This is a genomic window from Gemmatimonadota bacterium, assembly GCA_040882465.1.
Taxonomy (GTDB): domain Bacteria; phylum Gemmatimonadota; class Gemmatimonadetes; order Longimicrobiales; family Gaopeijiaceae; genus JBBEBG01.
On the sequence record JBBEBG010000022.1, the window covers coordinates 58,069 to 76,978 of the forward strand.

Below are 18,910 nucleotides of genomic sequence, written 5' to 3' on the forward strand. Positions count from 1 at the left end.
CATCGGTCTCTTATCGCTCCGGACCTTCCACCGTTCCGCGGTCCGCAGCGAGAACCTCCCGGGCGGCGGCCACGTCGGCCTCCATCTGGCGCACGAGCGCCTGCGCCGACTCGAAGGCGCCCACGGGACGCAAGTACCGGATCAGGTCCACCCGCACTTCCTCTCCGTACACGTCTCGGTCGAAGTCCAGGACATGGAGCTCGATCGTGGGCGGCGATCCCCGGAAGGTCGGCCGCGGGCCCAGATGAAGTGCCCCGCAGAATACGCCATCCCGGAAAGCGGCGCGAACCGCATAGATCCCGGCCGGGGGAAGCGCCTTCTCCTGGCTCCCGATCTCGAGGTTCGCGGTCGGAAAACCGAGCGTCCGTCCGCGCCTGTCTCCATGCACCACGAAGCCGCGCATCGAATAGGGACGGCCGAGCCCTTCTCGAGCGGCATCCATGTCTCCCGCCGAGACCGCGTCCCGGATCCGACTGGACGAGATGGGTCCGCCCCCCATCTCCACCGGTCCCACCACAGCGACCTCGAAGCCCAGCTCATCCCCGATTTCCCGGAGCGTGTCCACGTCGCCGGACCGACCGCGCCCAAACCCATGATCGTACCCGATCACGAGTTCTTCAACTCCCAGGCGGCCCACCAGGATTTCTTCGACGAAGCGCCGGGGGGAGTAACGCGAAAGCGCCTGCGTGAAGCTCAGGAAAACCGCGTAGTCGAGGCCGCTTTCGGCGAGGATTTCCTTCTTCTCGACCGGGGTCGTCAGGAGGCGCGGCGCCGCCTCCGGCCGGACGATGCGGAGCGGATGGGGATGAAAGGTGAGGAGGACCGCGCGCCGTCCCGTGACGCGTGCGCGTTCCTGGATCTCCAGGAGAACGGCCCAGTGACCCCGATGCACGCCGTCGAAGGTGCCGACCGTCGCCACAGTGCCCCGGCCATCAGCCGGAAGCCCAGGAGGAAGGGTCAGGTCGATCGCGGATTCGCTCAAGCGATGAACACCTTTTTCGGGCGAATCAGGTCTCCGTCGCGCTCGGCCACCGCGACGAGGGCGTCGCCGCGGGCCACGGCGATCGGTCCAGCCTCCTCGGGGACACCATATTCGCCCGCCGCGAGCGCCTGGCCCATCGCGAGCTTCCCTGCCTCCTCGTCACCCACGTCGATCCGCGTGAGGTGCGCGAGAGCGCCGAGGGGCGGGAGCCAAGCCTCCGCGACGCGGGCCGCGTCCCCCAGGAGATCATAGGGAAGCGCTTCCTCGATGCGGAACGGTCCGATCGCGAGCCGCCGGAGCTCTACGAGGTGGGCTCCAACCCCGAGACGCTCGCCGAGATCCCGGGCGAGGGCACGCACGTACGTTCCGGTCGAGCAACGCACTCGAAAGCGCACGTCCGGGAGCGCCAGCTCCTCGATTACGATTTCGTGGATCGTCACGGAAACGGCCGCGAGCTCGACGGTTTCGCCCGCCCGCACGCGCCGATGCGCGGGGCGTCCACCCACCTTCTTCGCGGAATAGGCGGGGGGGACTTGCACGATCTCTCGCCGAAAGGAGGCCATCGTCTCCTCGATCACCGCCGGCTCGAGATCCACCCAGGCATCGGAGACAGCGACCACTTCACCTTCCCGGTCGTCCGTGGTCGTGCATATCCCCAATCTCGCCGTCGCGCGGTACTCCTTCGCGAATCCGTCGAAGTATTCGGCGAGCCGGGTGGTCGTCCCGAGAAGGAGAAGGAGGAGTCCCGACGCGAAGGGGTCGAGGGTCCCGGTGTGCCCGATCCGGCGGAGGCCGAGGGCCCGCCTCGCGGAGGCAACCACATCGTGGGAGGTCAGGCCCATGGGCTTGTCCACAGGGAGGAGCCCATCCGCCAACGGGGCACCCTTCACTCTTCGCCCTCGGCGTCGGGATCGCCCACCTCGGGCACCGCCGAAGAGGCCTCGCCATCCCCCGAAGTCTCGTCCGGCTCCCCCGCCGCATGCGGAAGGACCTCCTGCAGGATGCGTTCGATGCGGCTGGCCGTCTCCATCGTGGTATCCGGTTCGAAGCGCAGCTCGGGCACCCGGCGCGCCCGTAGCACCTTCCCCAGTTCCCGTCGGATGAAGGGGGCGGCGTGGTCGAGTCCCTCGAGGACGCCCTCGAGATCGCCCTCCGTCTTCGTGGGGTCTGGACGCACGAAGATCCGCGCCATCCAGAGGTCGGGCGTTACATTGACCGCGGTCACCGTGGGGAGCCCCACGCGGGGGTCTCGAACCTCCGTGCGCAAGATTTCGGAGACCTCACGGCGGATCTGCTCATTGAGCCTCGCAAGTCGCCTGTTCGCCATCGCGGGGCCCCAAGGTGTGGAATGTGAGGGGGCCCGCCGGCCCCGGGGTCAGAGGATCTCGCGTTTGGAACGCGATACGACCGCGCCACTTCGCTCCACGACGAACCGGTCGATCTTGTCCGCTACGGACTGGGCGAGGTGCCCGTCGGAAACGACCAGGGCGACAGTGACCTCCGCGCGGTCGTGCTCGTCCTGGTAGCCCGTCTCCGCAACCGAGACGTTGAACCCGTGGCGAAGGCGGTCTTTGAGCGACCGAACGACGGTCCTTTTTCCCTTGAGGGAACGGCACCCCGGGATTCGCAGCTCCCAGGTCAGTACGAGGACGGTGGAGGGGATTCCGGGGAAGCTCCTAACCCTTCCCGGCGGCCGACCCTGCAGTCGCGAGAGTGCGGGCAAACTCCTCTACGATAAACGACTCGATCAGGTCGCCGACCTTGAGATCGTTGAAGTTCGCGATCCCGATTCCGCATTCGAATCCTTCCCGCACTTCCTTCACGTCATCCTTGAAGCGCTTGAGCGAAACAATGTCGCCCGTATACACCACCGATCCGTCGCGGATGATGCGGACCTTCCCCTTCCGGTCGATCGTTCCGTGAGTGACGTAACACCCCGCAATCGTCCCCACCTTGGAAATCCGGAAGAGCTCCCGAACCTCGGCCACGCCCGTGATCTTCTCGCGCTCTTCAGGAGAAAGAAGTCCCTCCATCGCCTTGGTGATGTCGTCCACGGCCTCGTAAATGACGTCGTAGAGGTGGATTTCCACCCCGTCCCGTTCCGCGAGCACTCTCGCGTTGGCGTCGGGACGCACCCGGAAGCAAATGATGATCGCGCCCGCCGTCTCCGCGAGGAGGACGTCGGACTCGTTTACCGCGCCGACGCCGCGATGGATGATCTCGACCTTGACCTCCGGGGTGGAAAGCTGCTCGAGCGAGTCCGAAACCGCCTGGACCGAACCGTCCGCGTCTGCTTTCACGACGATCGGGAGCGTGACGACTTTACCCTCGCGCATGTAGTGGGCTAGGTCGCCGAGCTTCACGCCACGCTCACGAATGCGGAGCTGCTTCTCCCGTTCGAGTCGCTGCCGGGTCTGAGCCACTTCCCCGGCGCGGACCGCGTCCAGTACCTGAAGCGTGTCCCCCGCCTGCGGAACGCCTGCGACGCCGAGCACCAGAGCAGGAATCCCGGGACGAGCTTCCTTCAACGACTTGCCCCGCTCGTCGAGCATCGCCCGCACGCGGCCGTCGAACTTCCCGCAGACGAAGGCATCGCCCACCCGGAGCGTTCCCCGCATCACGAGCACGGTGACGACCGGTCCCTTCCCGACGTCCAGCTTCGCCTCGATGACCGCCGCCGTCGCATCGCGGTCTGGATTCGCGGAGAGCTCGAGGACCTCCGCCTGTAACAAGATCTTTTCGAGGAGCTCGTCGATCCCCTTCCCCGACTTCGCCGAAACCTCGGCCGAGAGGACGTCGCCCCCGAATTCCTCCAGCGTCACGCCGTGCTTGAGAAGCTCCTGCTTCACCTTCATGGCGTTGGCCGAGGGGAGATCCACCTTGTTGATCGCCACGACGATCGGGACGCCCGCGTTTCGCGCGTGCGAGATCGCCTCCACCGTCTGGGGCATCACCGAGTCGTCGGCCGCGACCACGAGAACGACGATGTCCGTCACGTCCGCACCCCGGGCGCGCATCGCGGTGAAGGCGGCGTGACCCGGAGTGTCGAGGAAAGAAATCGTCCGCCCATCGTCCAGCACGACGTGGTAGGCGCCGATGTGCTGGGTGATTCCACCCGACTCGGCGGCGACGACGTTGGTCTTCCGGATCGAGTCGAGGAGGAGTGTCTTCCCGTGGTCTACGTGTCCCATGACCGTGACGACCGGGGGACGCGCGACGAGCTCGGACGGATCGTCCTCCTCGAGTTCTTCCCCCTCCTCGGCATCAGCGTAACCTTCCTCGCGAACCGCTCGGAAATTGAAGGCTTCGAGGAGGAGCTCCAGCTGGTCGAAGTCGAGGCGTTGATTGATCGTGACCGGAAGGCCGAGGTTCTTGAATGCGGCGCCGACCAGCTCGGTCGACGAAACGTCGATGAGCTCGGAGAGCTCGGCGACGGTGAGGAACTCGTTCACCTTGACCGTCTTGGCTTCCTGCTCGGCCACGACGCGATCCTCCTCTTCCTGCGCCTCCCTCTCCTCACGCGTCGGTCCGCCCGCGCCTTTCTTCCGGCGCTTCTTTCCCCCTCCCTTCAGCTCCGCCATGACGCGCGTGATGTTGTCCTGCACGGCGTCCTGATCGACACGTTGGCGCTTCTTTCCCTTCTTCTTGACCTTCTTGCGGCCGTCCGGCGTGAACCCGTCCGCCTGAATGCGCACTTGCCCGCCCGGACCCGCGCTGGCGGCCGGAGTGGGGCGAACGGCGGGGGGCTCGGGTTGGACCGGCTCCACGCGGACGCGTCGCGCCGGCCCACGATCGGCCGCGGCGGGGAGCGGGCTCATCTCCGGCATGCGCAGGCGCCGGCGGGGCTTGGCATCCTCCGCGTCGGCCTCGGCCGGCTCTCCGATTTCGGCCGAGATCGTCCCGTCGGGAACCTTCGCAGGCTCTTCGGATCCGGACCCGGCCTCGACGGCGGCTTCGTGCCCGACCGCCGCCGAGACCTCCACAGCCTCATCCTGAGGAGCTTCGTCCCGGCGGGGCCCCTCGACCAGGTCCGACATGGACGTTTCCTCGACCGCGGGCGCTTCCAGTTCCGGCGGCGCGACGTCTTCTTCGGCCTTTCGGCGACGGCGGCGCTTCGCGGGCCCCTGGGACTCCTCCAAAGCGGCCTGGACGGCCGCGGAGGCCTCGCGCTTCCCGGCGCGGCGTTCCCGCTCGACACGGGCGAGGACGCGAGCGACATCCGCGTCACTCACGGGCGCGTCCCCATCGGGCACGGGTATCCCCATCGCCCTCAGGAGGGCGAGGATCTCCTCGGAGGAGACCTTCAGCTCATCGGCTAGCTCAACGACCCGCATGCCCGCTCCCTCTATTTCTCCTGCGCTTCGATGGATTCCCGGGCTTCCCCAGGTCCCGGCGGCGTCGGGGAAAGGCTCTCCAGGAGCCGCGCCGAAAAACCGCTTCTCCTGACCCCCGCGGCCGAGATCGGCCCGCCGCCGAGCGCCCTTCCGAGCGTCGCCCTTCCGGAGATCCATCGCACCGGCACCGTTCGGTGCCGCAGCATCCCCTGGATCTTCTCCAACTGCGTCGGGGAGGCGTCTCCGGCGAAGACTACAAGCGCCAATTCGCCCGCCCCGAGTGCCCGTCTCGTCTCCGCGACTCCCATCACCACCATTCCCGCCCTGTGGGCAAGACCCAAAAGCCCCAGGGCGTCAGCCTCCCCGGGGCTCCTCGGCATCTCCCGCTTCCTTCTGGTCGGCTGCGCGATCTGCGGACTCCGCCAGGGCGGCGGCGGAACGCTCGGCGCCTTCGAAGCTGGACGCCGCTTCCTCCTCCGCCGGTTCGTCAAGGACGGTGAGCTCGTCGATGATCCCAACGACCGTCTCCACCGCGTCCGGCGGGAATCCCTCGATCCCGCGGAAGTCCTCGTCCTCAAGATCGATGATGTCCAGAAACGTACTATATCCGGCACTTTTCAGGGCCGCCAGAGCTTCATCGGGGAGGGTGAGCTCGGAGAGCGGGAAGTCCGAAGTTTCGAGGCTCTCCTCCTCGGGACGCCGCCCGAAGAGCGCCGCGCCGGCCCCCCTCTCGAGCCACTCCCGCGACCCGTACAGGTCGATCTGCCATCCAATGAGCTGGGAAGCCAAGCGCACGTTTTGGCCGTTCCGTCCGATCGCCAGCGAAAGTTGATCCTCGTCCACGATGGCCGTGATCACCTGGCGTTCCGAATCGGAGATCACCTTGGAAACCCGCGCCGGGGCGAGCGCTCGCCGCGCGAAAACCTCCGGATCAGGGTGCCAGGGAACGATGTCAATGCGCTCTCCCCCGAGCTCCGAGACGACGGCCTGGACGCGGGAGCCCTTGAGCCCGACGCATGCCCCGACGGGGTCAATAGACTCGTCGCGGGACCAGACGGCGATCTTCGTGCGGCCACCCACCTCGCGGGCGCGCTCCTTGATCTCGACGATTCCTTGGTAAATCTCAGGCACCTCGAGCCGGAACAGCGCCTCCACGAAAAGTGGATCCGCGCGGGAGAGAATGAGCCTTGGCCCCTTCGGAGTTTCCTCGACCTTCTTGAGGACGGCCCGGATCGGATCGCCCTGGCGGAAGCGCTCCCGCGGGTTTTGGTCTTTCCAGGGAATGATCGCCTCGGCGTCGCGCGCCCGGTTCAGCATCACGACGATCTTGCCGCGTTCGATCTGCTGGACCTCGCCGGAGAGGAGTTCACCGACCCGGTGCGCGAACTCTTCCCGCACCCGATCGCGCTCCCCTTCCCGCACGCGCTGGACGATGCGCTGTTTCGTCGCCATCACCGCGTTTCGACCGAACTCCGAGAAGTCCACCGGGATCTCCATGACATCGCCGACCTCGAAGGTCGAGTCGTCCCAGCGGGCCTTTTCGAGCGAGATCTCGGCCGACGGGTCCTCTACGACCTCGACGACCCGCTTCAGCACGACGATGTCAATCTCCCCGCTGTCGTCGTCCAACTCGATCTCTGCCCGCACATTCGGACCGTGAATTCGAATGAGGCCGGCGAGGATCCCGTCCCTGATGAGGTCGTTCATCTCCTCGTTGGAGAGGCTCTTCGTGGCGGCCATGTCTCGAATGGCGGCGACAATTTGTCCGGCATTGGCCATGTGATCCCCTCCTCCCCAGATATTCGCGCTACTCTTCTGCGTCGCCCCAGCGGAAGACCAGGTTGGCGCGAACGATTTCGCTTCCCGGCACACGCACGAGGCCACCGCCGGCCTCGCGGACGGCAACCTCGAAGCCCTTCCCGTCGCTTCCTTCGTGCACTCCCTCGAGCATCCCTTCGAGCGCGCGCGGGGACGCTCGCCCCGTCGTGCGCAAGCGAACCTCCCGTCCCACGAAGCGCCGAAAGTCACGCTCACGCGTGAGCGGCCTTTCCACGCCCGGCGACGAAACCTCCAGCACATAGCGCTCCGGCACCGCCGGATGGCCGTCGAGCCACTCTTCGAGCGCCCTGCTCGCGCGGACGCAATCCGCGACCGTCACCCCCCTTCCCGGCTCCGAGGCCGGAAGGTCCACCCGAATGCGGAGAAGGGGCCGCCGCGGCGTCCCCCCCCATTCGGCCTCTACCAACTCGAGCCCGAGCGCCTCGATTCGGCGATCGAGCCCGTCCGCCACCTCCGCAATCGGTTCCACCGGCCCCATTCCCCGGCTCCCCGCCGCCCTCTCCCGGCGTCCACCCGGACACCAGAGGTAAAAAAAAGCGGGGGCCACCCGCTCCCCCACTCACGAAACAGCCGCCAGAACGGCAGCCTGTGATTGGACACTATGATACGCGAATCGGGTCCGCCTTTCAACCCCCGTCAATGCGTTGAATCTTCGCCCCGACGCCGCGCAGGCGCTCGTCAATTCGTTCATAACCGCGCTCGATCTGCCGGATATTCTGGATTCGGCTCGTCCCTTCGGCAGCCAGCGCCGCCAAAAGCATGGCCATGCCGGCGCGGATATCGGGGCTCTCCAGCGGAGCGGCCCGGAGGGGAGCCGGACCGACCACCACGGCCCGGTGCGGGTCGCAAAGAATGATCTGAGCCCCCATCGCGACGAGCTTGTCGGTGAAGTACATCCGAGACTCGAACATTTTCTCGTGGATCAGGACCGTACCCCGGCATTGGGTCGCGGTCACGAGTGCGATCGAAGTGAGGTCCGCCGGGAAGGCGGGCCAAGGACCGTCGTCGATTTTCGGCAGGTGCCCGAAGGCGTCGTGTCGGATCTCGCGGTCCCGATCTCCATGGACGACGAGGTCGTTCCCCGATACCTCGCATGCAACGCCGAGCCTCTGGAACGCGAGGAGAATCGAATCCAGGTGCGGAAGCGGCGCATCCTTTACGGTGAGGACGCTCCCGGTCACCGCCGCGAGCCCGATGAAGGAGCCCGTTTCGATGTGGTCCGCCTGAAGGTGATAGTCCGCGCCTCCCAGCCGGGAGACCCCTTCAATCTCGAGGACGTGGGTGCCGACGCCTTCGATATGGGCGCCCATCGCCTGAAGGAGGGCACAAAGGTCCTGAACATGCGGCTCCGCGGCCGCGTTTCTGAGACGCGTTTCCCCCTCCGCCAGGACTGCCGCCATCACCGCGTTTTCCGTCGCGGTCACGGAGGGTTCGTCCAGGAAGATATCGGCGCCCTTGAGCTTTCCCGTGACCTCGAAGCCGTGCGAATCCAGGGTCACTTGCGCCCCCAGACCGCGGAAGGCGACAAAGTGCGTGTCGAGACGCCGCCTCCCGATCACGTCTCCCCCCGGGGGTGCGAGCGATGCCCTCCCCATCCGTGCGAGGAGGGGACCGGCGGCGAGAATCGAGGCACGGATCCGCTCCGCGAATCGTGCGTCCGGGGTGGAGCTCTCGATGTCGCGGGCCTCGATGCGCACGGCATTCGGGCCGACCCACTCCACGAACGCACCGAGCGACGCGATCATCTCGAGGAGCGTCTCTACGTCGCGGATCCGCGGCACGTTTTCGAGGGTGACCGGCTCGGCGGTCAGAAGGGCCGCGGAAATGCAAGGGAGCGCCGCGTTTTTGTTGCCGGTGGGCCGGATCTCCCCGGAGAGACGGTGTCCTCCCTCGACCAAGAACACGGACATGGGACGCGGCGGCTCCGAGCTGAGTCTAGTGTTCCCGGTCAACGCCGGCGGGGGAGATCGCGCCCCCGCAACCCCGCTTGCGCTCCGGGTCCGCGGAAGTTATCCGGGCACCCGAGCCGGTACAACCGGCAGGCGCCGGTCCCCCCGAGCCTCCGGGAAAGCACGGGGGAGTGGAACGTTTTCACCCCTGGCCGCTATTCTGAAACCATGACCCTCCTCCTCGCACCCCAGGTCGCGATACCACCGGACACGGTCGTCACGGTCGCCGCTCGGGATGCGGTGGACGTCCTGTTCGCCATCGCGGCCGGCTGTGTAGCCGCGACCTTTTTCGCCGTCTTGCTTCTCCTGGTGGCCGTCTTTTTCCAGGTCCGAACGGCGGGAAAGTCCCTGGAATCGTTCCGACACAAGGTGTCGGTGGACCCGGGTGTGGAGAGCCTGCGAAAAACCGCCGCGAATGTGGAAGCCATGTCGGATACCCTGCGGAGCGAGGTCTCCCGCCTCTCCGCTTCGTTCTCTCAACTCTCGGACCGGCTGACCCAGGCTTCGGATCGCATGGAGGAGCGCATCGAGGACTTCAACGCGCTGCTCGAGGTCGTCCAGGGAGAGGCCGAGGATGCCTTCATCGAGGGCGCGGCGACGGCCCGGGGCGTACGGGCTGGGCTGGGGAAGCTCGGCGCCGGAGAACGCCCCCGCCGTCGGCGCGCGCGTCCCTCCGGCAACGACCGGGACCACCCCTTCGAGGGCCGCCCGGTGGACGCACACTCCGGCGACCCGGGGCTGGGGGAAGGGAACCCGGGCGGGGAGGAGAACAAAAGCTGAGCGCGAGGGAAGCCCCGCACCCCGATCGAGAGGCGCGCCGAGGGTTCGCCGCGTTCTTTTCCCTCGCTCTCGGGTCGCTAGTCTGGGCCGCGATCTGGCTCCTTCTCACTCCGGAACAAGCGTGGGCGTGGGGCCCCGCGACCCACATCGCCATCGGTGAGGCGGTCCTCTCTTCGCTCCACCTTCTCCCGCCCGCGATCCAGAGCCTCCTCGAACGGCACCGCCTCCCATTCCTCTACGGCTCCGTCGCGGCGGACATCTCCTTCGCCAAAAAATACGCCCCGATCGGCCGGCACTCCCACCACTGGCACATCGGCGAGGAGATCCTCGAAAGTGCAGACTCCGAGTCGCTCCGGGCCGTTGGATTCGGCTATCTGTCGCACCTCGCGGCGGACACGATTGCGCACAACTACTTCGTTCCCAGGCGTCTCCTCCTGACGAGCGGCACCGACGCCGTCGGGCACACGTACTGGGAACACCGGATGGACGTGCACCTGGGAAAGCGCTTCGGGTGGGAAGCGAGGCGCGTCGTCCTCTTCCACGACCACTCCGAGGCCGACGAGCTCTTCGACCGCGTCCTCTCGCGGACTCTCTTCTCCTTCCAGACCAACCGCCGCCTCTTCCGAGGAATGATCGCTTTCCAGGACGACGCCCGATGGCAGCAGGTCTTCGAAGGAATCCTGCGGCGGTCGCGCTTCGACTTGCCGACCGACATGCGGGACGAATACCTGAGGCTCTCGTACGACTACGTGATGGACTACCTGGCCGAAGGGGGGCAGGCGCGGGCGGCGGGGCTCGATCCGATCGGCGAGGCGAATCTCAGGCTCTCGAAGGCGGTGCGGCGGGAAGCGCGCGAAGAGGGCGGGCGGCTCGACCCCCGCGAGCTCGACGAGGTCGCGAGAGAGTTCTTCCCCCTCCCTTCCACCCCCCTCCTCTACGTCCCACGCGCCCGCGGGATCGAAGTCCCCGGGCTCCGGAATCTCACGGAGCCAGCTTCCGAGCGAGAAGCCGAGCCACTTCCCCAGGGTCGGCCTTCCCCCGAGAGCTCTTCATGACTTCCCCCATGAAGAAGCCCTGAAGCTTTTTCTCGCCCGTCCTGAAGCGCGCGACTTCGTCGGCGTGGGCCGCAAGGACCGCGTCCACCCACCCTTCGAGCTGCCCGGCATCCCGCACCTGCGCCAGCCCTTCCTCCTCCACGATCTCCTTCGCGCTCCGTCCGGAGTCGAGCATTTTCCGGAGCACCTCCTTCCCGACGTTCTGACTGATCGTCGCGTCGCGAACCAGGGCGATGAGCTCCGCGAGAGCCGCGGGGGCGACCGATGACCCTACCTCGATGCCCCTCTCCTTCAGCGCGGCCAGAAGCGGCCCCATGACCCAGTTCGAGGCCTGCTTGGGATCGTCCGCGGCACGCGCGACCGCCTCGAAGTAGTCCGCGAGCCCGCGCGTGGAGGTGAGAACCTCCGCGTCATAGGTAGGGAGTGCGTATTCGCGCCCGAAGCGTTCCCGGCGTGTGTGGGGAAGCTCGGGGAGTTCGCCGCGGGCCGCCTCGATCTCCGCTACGGGGATAACGAGCGGCGGAAGGTCCGGCTCGGGGAAGTACCGGTAGTCGTGGCTTTCCTCCTTCGAGCGCATCGGCCGTACTTCGCCGCGAGCGTCGTCCCAGAGGAGGGTTATGTGCTCGACCCTTCCCCCCCCGGCGACGATCTCGGACTGGCGCCTCACCTCCGCCGCGATCGCCTTCTCGACGCCCGAAAAGGAGTTCATGTTCTTGAGCTCCGTCTTGGTGCCGAGTGCCTGCGAGCCCACGGGTCTCACCGAGACGTTCGCGTCCACGCGGAGCGAACCCTCCTCCATATTGCAGTCGGAGACGTCGAGGTACTCGAGGATCTGCTTGACCTGCTGGAGGTAGGCGCGCGCCTCTTCGGGCGTGCGCAAGTCCGGCTCGGAGACCATTTCGACGAGCGGCGTGCCGGCGCGATTCAGGTCCACGGCGGTGCCCCCAGGGACGCGGTCGTGCAGCGATTTCCCTGCGTCTTCTTCCATGTGCATCCGCCGGACCCTCACGACCTTTTCGCCGTCGGGAAGGCGCACGCGGAATTGGCCGGTCGTCGCGAGGGGCTGTTCGAACTGCGAGATCTGGTATCCTTTCGGCAGATCCGGATAGAAGTAGTTCTTGCGGGCGAAGACGCTCGTCTCGTGCACCTCGCAATCGAAGGCGAGCGCGGCGCGCACCGCGAGCGTCACCGCATGGCCATTCATCGTGGGAAGGGCCCCCGGAAGCCCGAGGCACACGGGGCAGACGTTCGTATTCGGTGCGTCGCCGAAGCGGGTCGAGTCCCCGCAGAAAAGCTTCCGCTCCGTGCGAAGCTGGATGTGGACCTCCAGCCCGATGACCGCCTCGAGCGCACCGGCGCCTGCGCTCATCGTGCCTCCTCGAGCAGGGACTCCAGCGCGAGAGCGGCCCCGATCATCTTGGGTTCTTCCCACATGGGAGCGAGAAACTGGCCACCCACCGGGAGCCCATCCACCGCACCGACCGGTAGAGAGAGGCCGGGAATTCCGGCGAGATTCGCGGTCACGGTGAAGATGTCGGAGAGGTACATCGAGACCGGATCGTCGGTGCGCTCGCCGAGAGGAAAGGCGGGGGTCGGCGAGGTCGGAGTGAAGAGGAGGTCCACTCCCTCCGCCCAGACGCGGCCGAAGTCGCTCGCCACGAGGGACCTCACGCGCTGCGCGCGGCCGTAATACGCTTCGTAGTAGCCGGCGGACAACGCGAACGTCCCGAGCATGATGCGCCGCACGACCTCCGCGCCGAAGCCGCGCGTGCGCGTCTCCTCGTAAACCGCCCGGGCGGAGTCGGCGCCCGGCGCCCGCGATCCATACCGGACGCCGTCGAATCGGGCCAGATTCGAAGATGCCTCGGCGGGAGCGAGGATATAATACGCGGGAACCGCGAACTTCGTGTGAGGGAGGGAGACCTCTCGCACGACCGCGCCGGCCTCCTCCAACCGTCCGAGCGCCTCCCGGCAGAGCCTTTGAACCGCAGGGTCCAGCTCCTTCGCGAAATACTCGCGAGGGAGGCCGACGGTGAGGCCGCGCACGCCCCGCCCCCGCGCCCCGAGAAAATCGGGAACGGGGAGGGGCGCGGAGGTCGCGTCCCGCGGATCGTGACCGGCAATGGCCTGGAGAAGGAGCGCCGCGTCCTCGACGGTTCGCCCGATGGTCCCGACCTGGTCCAGGGAAGATGCGTACGCGACGAGGCCGTAGCGGCTGACCCGCCCGTACGTGGGCTTGATCCCGACCACCCCGCACAGGGAGGCGGGCTGGCGCACCGAGCCCCCGGTATCGGAACCGAGAGCGCAGGGGACGATTCCAGCTGCGACGGCCGCGGCCGACCCCCCGGAGCTTCCCCCGGGCACCCGGGAACGGTCGCGAGGATTCCGGGTGGGGCCGAAGCCGGAATTCTCCGTGGACGACCCCATCGCGAACTCGTCCATGTTGGTTTTCCCCACGATGACTCCTCCCGCGCTGCGGAGTCGCCGCACGACGGTCGCTTCGTAGGGGGAGACGTATCCCTCCAGAATTCGGGAGGCGCAGGTCGTGGGAAAGTCGAAGGCGCAGAGATTGTCCTTTACGGCGACAGGGACTCCGGCGAGGAGAGGAGGCCCCTTCGGCCCGCCCTTTCCGGAACGGCCGCCCCCATCGAGATCATCCCCTGTCGCGGCGCCCCCGCCCATGGCCGCCGAATCGGCCAGGGCCAAAAAGGCATGCAGCGGTGTGTCCTCCGACTCCGCCCGGCGTGCGCGATCGAGGGCTGCGTTCGCGAACCGGAGGGGATCACCTCCGGCCGTCCCGACCGCCCCCACGATCTCCCGTACGCCAGGGGACTCGCTCAAGCCGCGCCTCCCCCCCCGTCGAGGGCCGGAAGCCGCGGCACGACGAAGAAGCCGTCCACCCACTCCGGGGCACGATCGCCCGGCGCGCCCGCCGAGAGGTGATCCGGTCCCAGCTTCGGGTCCCTGAAGGGGAGCGAGCCGGAGCGCCACGGCTCGAACCCCTCCACGGCCGAAGTGTCCACCTCTTCGAGGCTCCGGATGTGCTCCAGGATCCCGTTCAGCTCGTCGGTGAGGCGCGCCACGGACAACTCGCCTGGATGCAGCCGCGCGAGTTCGGCGATCTTTCGGACATCTTCCTGCGAAACACCCATGGCCCCCTCCTCAGAAGTCGCGTTCGAGCCCCGCGTAACGAGCGAGAAGGCGTTTCCTCCCCACTGTTTCGAAGTCCACGGTCACCTTGACGTCGTCCCCGAAGCCGGCCACCTCGACGACCTTCCCGGACCCGAAAGTGGCGTGACTCACCCGCTCTCCGGGTCGAAGATGGGGAAGGTCCTGATTCAACTCTTCGTCGAAGCCCCTCTCCTCGGAGGCGCGCCGGGCGGAGGCGCGCGCAGCGTTTCCGAAGGCATCGGGCTCGCGCGTCCGGTAAGAGGAGTCGCCGCGCATTCGATAGGCGGCGTCCTCCCGTTGGACCCGCGGCGAAACCCGGGAGTCGAGAAGCGCCTCCGGGACGTCCTCGACGAAGGACGAGAGGGTCCCGGCCATGTATCCCCCTGCGCGACGCCGCTCCCGCGCCCAGGTCATACAAAGTCGGTCCCGCGCGCGTGTGATTCCGACGTAGAAGAGGCGGCGCTCCTCTTCGAGCTGGGCGGGCTCGTCGTAGGCGCGGGCGAGGGGAAATAGTCCCTCCTCGAGTCCGGCGATGGTGACGGAGGGGTACTCGAGCCCCTTTGCGTTGTGCAGCGTCATCAGGGTGACCGCATCCCCCTCCGGGTCGTGTCGGTCAATGTCGGTGACGAGCGCAACCCGCTGTAGGAAAAGATCGAGCTCGGTGAAGTGCTCCGGGGGAGCTCCTTCCCACTCTTCGACCACCTCCGCCTCGAACTCCATCGCGCCGGCGATCAGCTCTTTCACATTCTCCATCCGGTCCGTCCCCTCCGGGCCCTCGGCACGGAGGATCGTCATGAGATCGAGCGCTTCCACCAGCTCCTCGATCAGGGGCCCCACCGCGAGGCGCTTCGCGCGGGCGGCGAAATCGGCCACGAGGCGCGCGAAGAGCGCCAGGCCTCGCGCCGCCGCTGCGGGGAGATCGGGAACTTCGCTTCCCATCGCGGCGGCCTCCAGGTACGAGAGCCCACGTTGCGCGGCCCACTCCTTGAGGCGGCCCAGACTCGTGGGGCCGATCCCGCGGCGCGGAACGTTCACGACGCGCTCGAAGGCGGCCATGTCGCGGGGATTCGAGATCAGGCGCAGATAGCCGAGAACGTCCTGAATTTCTCTCCGCTCGTAAAAGCGCACGCCGCCGACGATCTGGTACGGAATGCCCCGAGTCCGAAACGCATCCTCGAGCGCCCGCGACTGGGCGTTCGTCCGGTAGAGGATGGCGGCATCGCGGTACCGATCCAGCTCGCCGGCGCGGAGACGCATCTCGACCTCGTCCGCGATCCACCCCGCCTCGTCCCGTTCGTCGCGGGTCTCCACGAGGACGATTCGCGTCCCCTCCTCCCGCTCCGTGTGAAGGGTTTTCGCCTTTCGCTGGGTGTTGCGCCCAATCACCTCGTTCGCCGCACGGAGGATCGTTCCCGTGGAGCGGTAGTTCCGCTCGAGCCGGACGACCGCCGCCCCCGGAAAGGTCGTCTCGAAATCGAGGATGTTTCGGATGTCGGCGCCGCGCCATCCGTAGATGGACTGATCGTCGTCCCCGACGACCATGAGATTGTGGTGCCCGCGCGCGAGCGCCTCGAGGAAACGGAATTGTGCGTGGTTCGTGTCCTGGTATTCGTCCACCAGGATGAAGGCGAAGCGCTCCTGATAACGCGCGAGGACGTCGGGGTGCGTCTGGAAGAGCTCGACGGGCTTCACCAACAGGTCGTCGAAGTCGAAGGCGTTTTGCTCGCGGAGCGAGGCCTGGTACTTCGGATAGATCCCGGCGACGGTGCGTGCCAGAAGGTCGAACCCCTCGCCGTGCCTCTGGGAGAACTTCTCCGGCGAGACGAGCTGGTTCTTCGCGTCGCTGATGAGGGCGCGCACCGCTTTGGGATTCCACCGCTTCGGATCCACCTGCGCGGCCTCCATCACACGTTGAATCTCCCGGAGGCTCTCTTCCGCGTCGAAGATCGTGAAGGTTGGGTTCCATCCCAGCAGGCCGGCGTGCCGGCGGAGGAGCCGCGCGCCGATCGAGTGGAAGGTTCCGATCCAGGCCCCTGCCGGTTCGGATCCGAGAAGCCCCTCGATTCGGTCCCGCATTTCTCCCGCGGCCTTGTTCGTGAAGGTGACCGCGAGAATCCGGTCCGGGCGGACGCCGTGATCCCGGATCAGGCGCGTCACGCGCATGGTTAGCACACGCGTCTTACCCGACCCGGCTCCGGCGAGAACGAGGAGTGGCCCCTCGACGTGCTCGACGGCGGCGGCCTGTTCTGGATTCAGCGCCTCGCGGGACCGATGCGGAGTGTCGATCGTGGAAGTCAACGGCGAGTGGAAGATTCGGAATCGGTTCGATGGACCGGAAGGCGAAGCTGAAAGGTGGACCCACCGGGCCCGCTCTCCAATAGCTCGATGCGCCCCCCGTGGATCCGCTCCACGATCCGGCGGGCGAGGGAGAGGCCTACGCCCCATCCCCCGGACTTCGTCGTCGCGCCCGGCTCGAAGAGCCGCTCGCGGATCTCCGGATCCACACCCGGTCCCGTATCCTGCACCTGCAAGGTGACCCAACCGGGATCCGCGGGAAAGGCCCGCACCGTGATACTCCCTCCGCGGCCCGCGAGGGCATCGAGGGCATTCTTCACGACGTTCTCGAGGGCCCAGGTCAGGAGAACGTCGTTTCCCTGGATGGGGGGAAGGTTCGGCTCGGCCATGACGCGGAGGTGGATCTCGGGGCCGCGCCGCGGGATGCGGGCCGCGAGGTAGCGTTCGGTGGCGTTGAGGACGTCGTCGAGCGCGAGGGGCTCGAGCGGAGTCCGTCGCCCGATCAGCTCGAAGCGCCGGCTCACTCGCTCGAGCCGCTCCACATCCGTACCGATTTCCGCCGCGATCTCCTTTTCATCCACCGGACCCGGGCGCTCGGTGTCCTGGAGCGCGAGAACCTCGAGCCAGCCCTTGAGCGAAGAGATCGGCGTCCCCAGCTGATGCGCGAGCTCGCGGGCCATCGCGGTCCAGGCACGGTCCGTCGCCGCCTCCCTCTGCGCGCGGATGACGAGCCACCCGGTCACGAGAGTGAGGAGAAGTCCGGCGACCTGGAACCATGGCACCCAGCGCAGCCGGCGAAGCTCGGGGGGATCCCCGAAATGCACGAGCTGGATCCCGGGGTCGCCCACGGGAGGGCGGCGTGCGTCGAGGGATGATGCGTATTCTCGCACCCGGGCCTGTCCCTCCGGGGACGCAAGGTCGAATTCGAAGGGGAGATTCACGGCGGAGAGCACGGTGTCCCCTCGCCCCGTCAGGACGAGCGGCACCCCCGAACCCACCACGATCGTCTGGAGCCGGGTAAGCGCCTGTTCCGGGCCGAATGCGCTCGGGTCGGCGAGCCCCGCCTGGACCTCGGAGTACATCCGGGTCATCGTGGCGGTTTCCGCCCGGAAGGCGCGCACGAGTTGCTCCGAATAGGCGAGATACCAGCCGAGGATGGCGAGGAAGAGCGTCGCCAGAACCAGGGACCACCGCTGGCTTGACATGGCGGGGGCGGCCGCGGGCTAGGGCGCCAGCCGCTCGAGCCCCATCCGGTCGCGGAGGGCATCGGGAATCGTCACGCCCCCCGTTTCCTCCTGGTAGGTCTCGAGGAGAGCGACCATGAGTCGCGGGAGGGCGAGAGCGGATCCGTTCAGCGTATGCACGAACGCGGGCTTCTCGCCCGGAGCCGGGCGGAAGCGGAGGTCGGCCCGCCGGGCCTGGAAGTCCCCGCAATTCGAACAGCTCGACACCTCGAGCCACTGCTCGACTCCCGGAGCCCACACCTCGAGGTCGTAGGTCATGGTCGCCGCGAAGCCCAGGTCCCCCGCCGCGAGGCGGACGACGCGGTACGCGAGTCCCAGGTGTTGGAGGACTGCTTCGGCTTCCCGCGTGAGCTCCTCCAGCGCTTCCCCGCTCCGCTCCGGGCGCTCGTAACGGACGAGCTCGACCTTATCGAACTGATGCACGCGGAGAAGGCCGCGCGTGTCTTTTCCGGCCGCCCCCGCCTCCCTGCGGAAGCAGGGAGAATAGGCCGTGTACCGCATCGGAAGGCGCTCGGCCGAGAGGAGCTCCCCCCGATGGAGGTTGGTGACCGGGACCTCCGCCGTCGGGATGAGCCAGAGGTCGTCCCGCGCGGTGACGTAGGACTCCTCTTCGAACTTGGGAAGCTGACCCGTCCCTGTGAGGGTTTCCCGGGTCACGAGGTACGGGATCCTCAGCTCCTCGTAGCCATGCTCGCGCACATGCAGGTTCAGCATCCAGTTGATCAGCTCGCGCTGTAAGCGGGCGCCCTGGCCACGGAGGATGGGAAAACCGGAGCCGGAAACACGCGCTCCGCGCTCGAGGTCGAGAATTCCCAGAGCCTCACCGATCTCCCAATGAGGCCGCGCGGGAAAGGGGTGCTTCCGCGGCGTTCCCCATTCCCGGACGATCACATTCGCTTCCGGACCGCCCGAAGCTACTTCCTCCGAAGGGAGGTTCGGGATCCCGAGGAGGATCTCGTCGATCCGGGCTTCGTGCCCCGCGACCGACTTTTCCAGGGCTCCGATCTCGGCGGCGACCTCCTGCATCTCGGCGATCAATTCCGAAGCGTCCTGCCCGGCACGCTTGAGCTCGGCGATCCCCTTGGAGGCTTCGTTTCGCGCTGCGCGAAGGGTATCCCCACGGGTGATGGCCTCCCGCCTTTCTCCGTCCAGGGCCAGGATCTCGGCTACGGCCTGGGCACCGCCGGCCTCGCCCCGCCGACCGAGCCCCTCGCGGATACGGTCGGGGTCGGAGCGGATCGCTTTCAGATCCAGCATCAGT

General features: G+C 67.3%; 18 protein-coding genes. 2 read left to right on the top strand and 16 right to left on the bottom strand.

Annotated elements, in window-relative coordinates; translation table 11 throughout:
- Positions 1-10: 10 nt before the first annotated feature.
- From WEG36_06875 to murA, 9 genes are all read right to left on the bottom strand, one after another.
- Positions 11-982 carry a bifunctional riboflavin kinase/FAD synthetase gene (locus WEG36_06875; GenBank protein ID MEX1257321.1) on the bottom strand — a complete coding sequence of 324 codons (972 nt, stop codon included), beginning with the start codon at positions 980-982 and terminating at the stop codon, positions 11-13.
- Positions 979-1,872 carry a tRNA pseudouridine(55) synthase TruB gene (truB, locus tag WEG36_06880; GenBank protein MEX1257322.1) on the bottom strand — a complete coding sequence of 298 codons (894 nt, stop codon included), beginning with the start codon at positions 1,870-1,872 and terminating at the stop codon, positions 979-981. The genes WEG36_06875 and truB overlap by 4 nt, the downstream gene beginning before the upstream one ends.
- A complete protein-coding gene (gene rbfA, locus WEG36_06885; protein ID MEX1257323.1) occupies positions 1,869-2,309 on the bottom strand; it encodes a 30S ribosome-binding factor RbfA in 441 nt (146 codons plus the stop codon). The genes truB and rbfA overlap by 4 nt, the downstream gene beginning before the upstream one ends.
- Positions 2,310-2,357: 48 nt before the next feature.
- A complete protein-coding gene (locus tag WEG36_06890; protein MEX1257324.1) occupies positions 2,358-2,705 on the bottom strand; it encodes a DUF503 domain-containing protein in 348 nt (115 codons plus the stop codon).
- The gene (infB, locus tag WEG36_06895) at positions 2,659-5,316 is read right to left on the bottom strand and encodes a translation initiation factor IF-2 (GenBank protein ID MEX1257325.1); all 2,658 of its coding nucleotides are present in this window, start codon (positions 5,314-5,316) and stop codon (positions 2,659-2,661) included. The genes WEG36_06890 and infB overlap by 47 nt, the downstream gene beginning before the upstream one ends.
- 11 nt (positions 5,317-5,327) lie before the next feature.
- Positions 5,328-5,696, bottom strand: coding sequence for a ribosomal L7Ae/L30e/S12e/Gadd45 family protein (locus WEG36_06900; protein ID MEX1257326.1), 369 nt, complete (start codon positions 5,694-5,696; stop codon positions 5,328-5,330).
- The gene (gene nusA, locus WEG36_06905) at positions 5,671-7,095 is read right to left on the bottom strand and encodes a transcription termination factor NusA (GenBank protein MEX1257327.1); all 1,425 of its coding nucleotides are present in this window, start codon (positions 7,093-7,095) and stop codon (positions 5,671-5,673) included. Before nusA ends, WEG36_06900 begins: the two co-directional genes overlap by 26 nt.
- A gap of 28 nt (positions 7,096-7,123) precedes the next feature.
- Positions 7,124-7,702: a ribosome maturation factor RimP gene (gene rimP / locus WEG36_06910; protein MEX1257328.1), complete on the bottom strand. Its 579-nt coding sequence runs from the start codon at positions 7,700-7,702 to the stop codon at positions 7,124-7,126.
- A gap of 79 nt (positions 7,703-7,781) precedes the next feature.
- Positions 7,782-9,065, bottom strand: a complete 1,284-nt coding sequence (gene murA / locus WEG36_06915; protein MEX1257329.1) for a UDP-N-acetylglucosamine 1-carboxyvinyltransferase — start codon at positions 9,063-9,065, stop codon at positions 7,782-7,784.
- A 207-nt stretch (positions 9,066-9,272) separates the two neighbouring features.
- On the opposite strand from murA, the gene WEG36_06920 reads away from it, so the two are divergent.
- Positions 9,273-9,884 (top strand): hypothetical protein, encoded by a 612-nt coding sequence (locus tag WEG36_06920; protein ID MEX1257330.1) that lies wholly within the window; start codon positions 9,273-9,275, stop codon positions 9,882-9,884.
- Between the two features lie 77 nt (positions 9,885-9,961).
- Here WEG36_06920 and WEG36_06925 read toward each other — a convergent pair whose 3' ends face one another.
- Positions 9,962-10,291 carry a hypothetical protein gene (locus WEG36_06925; GenBank protein MEX1257331.1) on the bottom strand — a complete coding sequence of 110 codons (330 nt, stop codon included), beginning with the start codon at positions 10,289-10,291 and terminating at the stop codon, positions 9,962-9,964.
- A gap of 75 nt (positions 10,292-10,366) precedes the next feature.
- Between WEG36_06925 and WEG36_06930 the strand changes: the two genes are divergently transcribed.
- On the top strand, positions 10,367-10,939 hold the full coding sequence (locus WEG36_06930; GenBank protein ID MEX1257332.1) for a hypothetical protein: 573 nt from the start codon (positions 10,367-10,369) through the stop codon (positions 10,937-10,939).
- Here WEG36_06930 and gatB read toward each other — a convergent pair.
- From gatB to serS, 6 genes are read right to left on the bottom strand one after another with little or no spacing between them, the layout of a single operon-like run.
- Complete coding sequence (gatB, locus tag WEG36_06935) at positions 10,866-12,308, bottom strand: Asp-tRNA(Asn)/Glu-tRNA(Gln) amidotransferase subunit GatB (protein ID MEX1257333.1); 1,443 nt, start codon at positions 12,306-12,308, stop codon at positions 10,866-10,868. The genes WEG36_06930 and gatB overlap by 74 nt on opposite strands.
- Positions 12,305-13,780 carry an Asp-tRNA(Asn)/Glu-tRNA(Gln) amidotransferase subunit GatA gene (gene gatA / locus WEG36_06940; protein MEX1257334.1) on the bottom strand — a complete coding sequence of 492 codons (1,476 nt, stop codon included), beginning with the start codon at positions 13,778-13,780 and terminating at the stop codon, positions 12,305-12,307. Before gatA ends, gatB begins: the two co-directional genes overlap by 4 nt.
- Positions 13,777-14,091 carry an Asp-tRNA(Asn)/Glu-tRNA(Gln) amidotransferase subunit GatC gene (locus WEG36_06945; protein MEX1257335.1) on the bottom strand — a complete coding sequence of 105 codons (315 nt, stop codon included), beginning with the start codon at positions 14,089-14,091 and terminating at the stop codon, positions 13,777-13,779. Before WEG36_06945 ends, gatA begins: the two co-directional genes overlap by 4 nt.
- A gap of 10 nt (positions 14,092-14,101) precedes the next feature.
- Positions 14,102-16,408 carry a UvrD-helicase domain-containing protein gene (locus WEG36_06950; GenBank protein ID MEX1257336.1) on the bottom strand — a complete coding sequence of 769 codons (2,307 nt, stop codon included), beginning with the start codon at positions 16,406-16,408 and terminating at the stop codon, positions 14,102-14,104.
- Entirely contained in the window at positions 16,405-17,610 is a 1,206-nt protein-coding gene (locus tag WEG36_06955; protein ID MEX1257337.1) for a HAMP domain-containing sensor histidine kinase, read from the bottom strand. Before WEG36_06955 ends, WEG36_06950 begins: the two co-directional genes overlap by 4 nt.
- A gap of 18 nt (positions 17,611-17,628) precedes the next feature.
- Positions 17,629-18,906: a serine--tRNA ligase gene (gene serS, locus WEG36_06960; GenBank protein MEX1257338.1), complete on the bottom strand. Its 1,278-nt coding sequence runs from the start codon at positions 18,904-18,906 to the stop codon at positions 17,629-17,631.
- Between the last annotated feature and the right edge of the window lie 4 nt (positions 18,907-18,910).

Excerpts from the sequence above, each read along its gene's own strand:
- rbfA (MEX1257323.1), bottom strand. The coding sequence starts at position 2,309 with ATGGCGAACAGGCGACTTGCGAGGCTCAATGAGCAGATCCGCCGTGAG.
- infB (MEX1257325.1), bottom strand. The coding sequence starts at position 5,316 with ATGCGGGTCGTTGAGCTAGCCGATGAGCTGAAGGTCTCCTCCGAGGAG.
- WEG36_06900 (MEX1257326.1), bottom strand. The coding sequence starts at position 5,696 with ATGCCGAGGAGCCCCGGGGAGGCTGACGCCCTGGGGCTTTTGGGTCTT.
- nusA (MEX1257327.1), bottom strand. The coding sequence starts at position 7,095 with ATGGCCAATGCCGGACAAATTGTCGCCGCCATTCGAGACATGGCCGCC.
- murA (MEX1257329.1), bottom strand. The coding sequence starts at position 9,065 with ATGTCCGTGTTCTTGGTCGAGGGAGGACACCGTCTCTCCGGGGAGATC.
- WEG36_06920 (MEX1257330.1), top strand. The coding sequence starts at position 9,273 with ATGACCCTCCTCCTCGCACCCCAGGTCGCGATACCACCGGACACGGTC.
- WEG36_06930 (MEX1257332.1), top strand. The coding sequence starts at position 10,367 with ATGGACGTGCACCTGGGAAAGCGCTTCGGGTGGGAAGCGAGGCGCGTC.
- gatB (MEX1257333.1), bottom strand. The coding sequence starts at position 12,308 with ATGAGCGCAGGCGCCGGTGCGCTCGAGGCGGTCATCGGGCTGGAGGTC.
- WEG36_06945 (MEX1257335.1), bottom strand. The coding sequence starts at position 14,091 with ATGGGTGTTTCGCAGGAAGATGTCCGAAAGATCGCCGAACTCGCGCGG.
- WEG36_06955 (MEX1257337.1), bottom strand. The coding sequence starts at position 17,610 with ATGTCAAGCCAGCGGTGGTCCCTGGTTCTGGCGACGCTCTTCCTCGCC.
- serS (MEX1257338.1), bottom strand. The coding sequence starts at position 18,906 with ATGCTGGATCTGAAAGCGATCCGCTCCGACCCCGACCGTATCCGCGAG.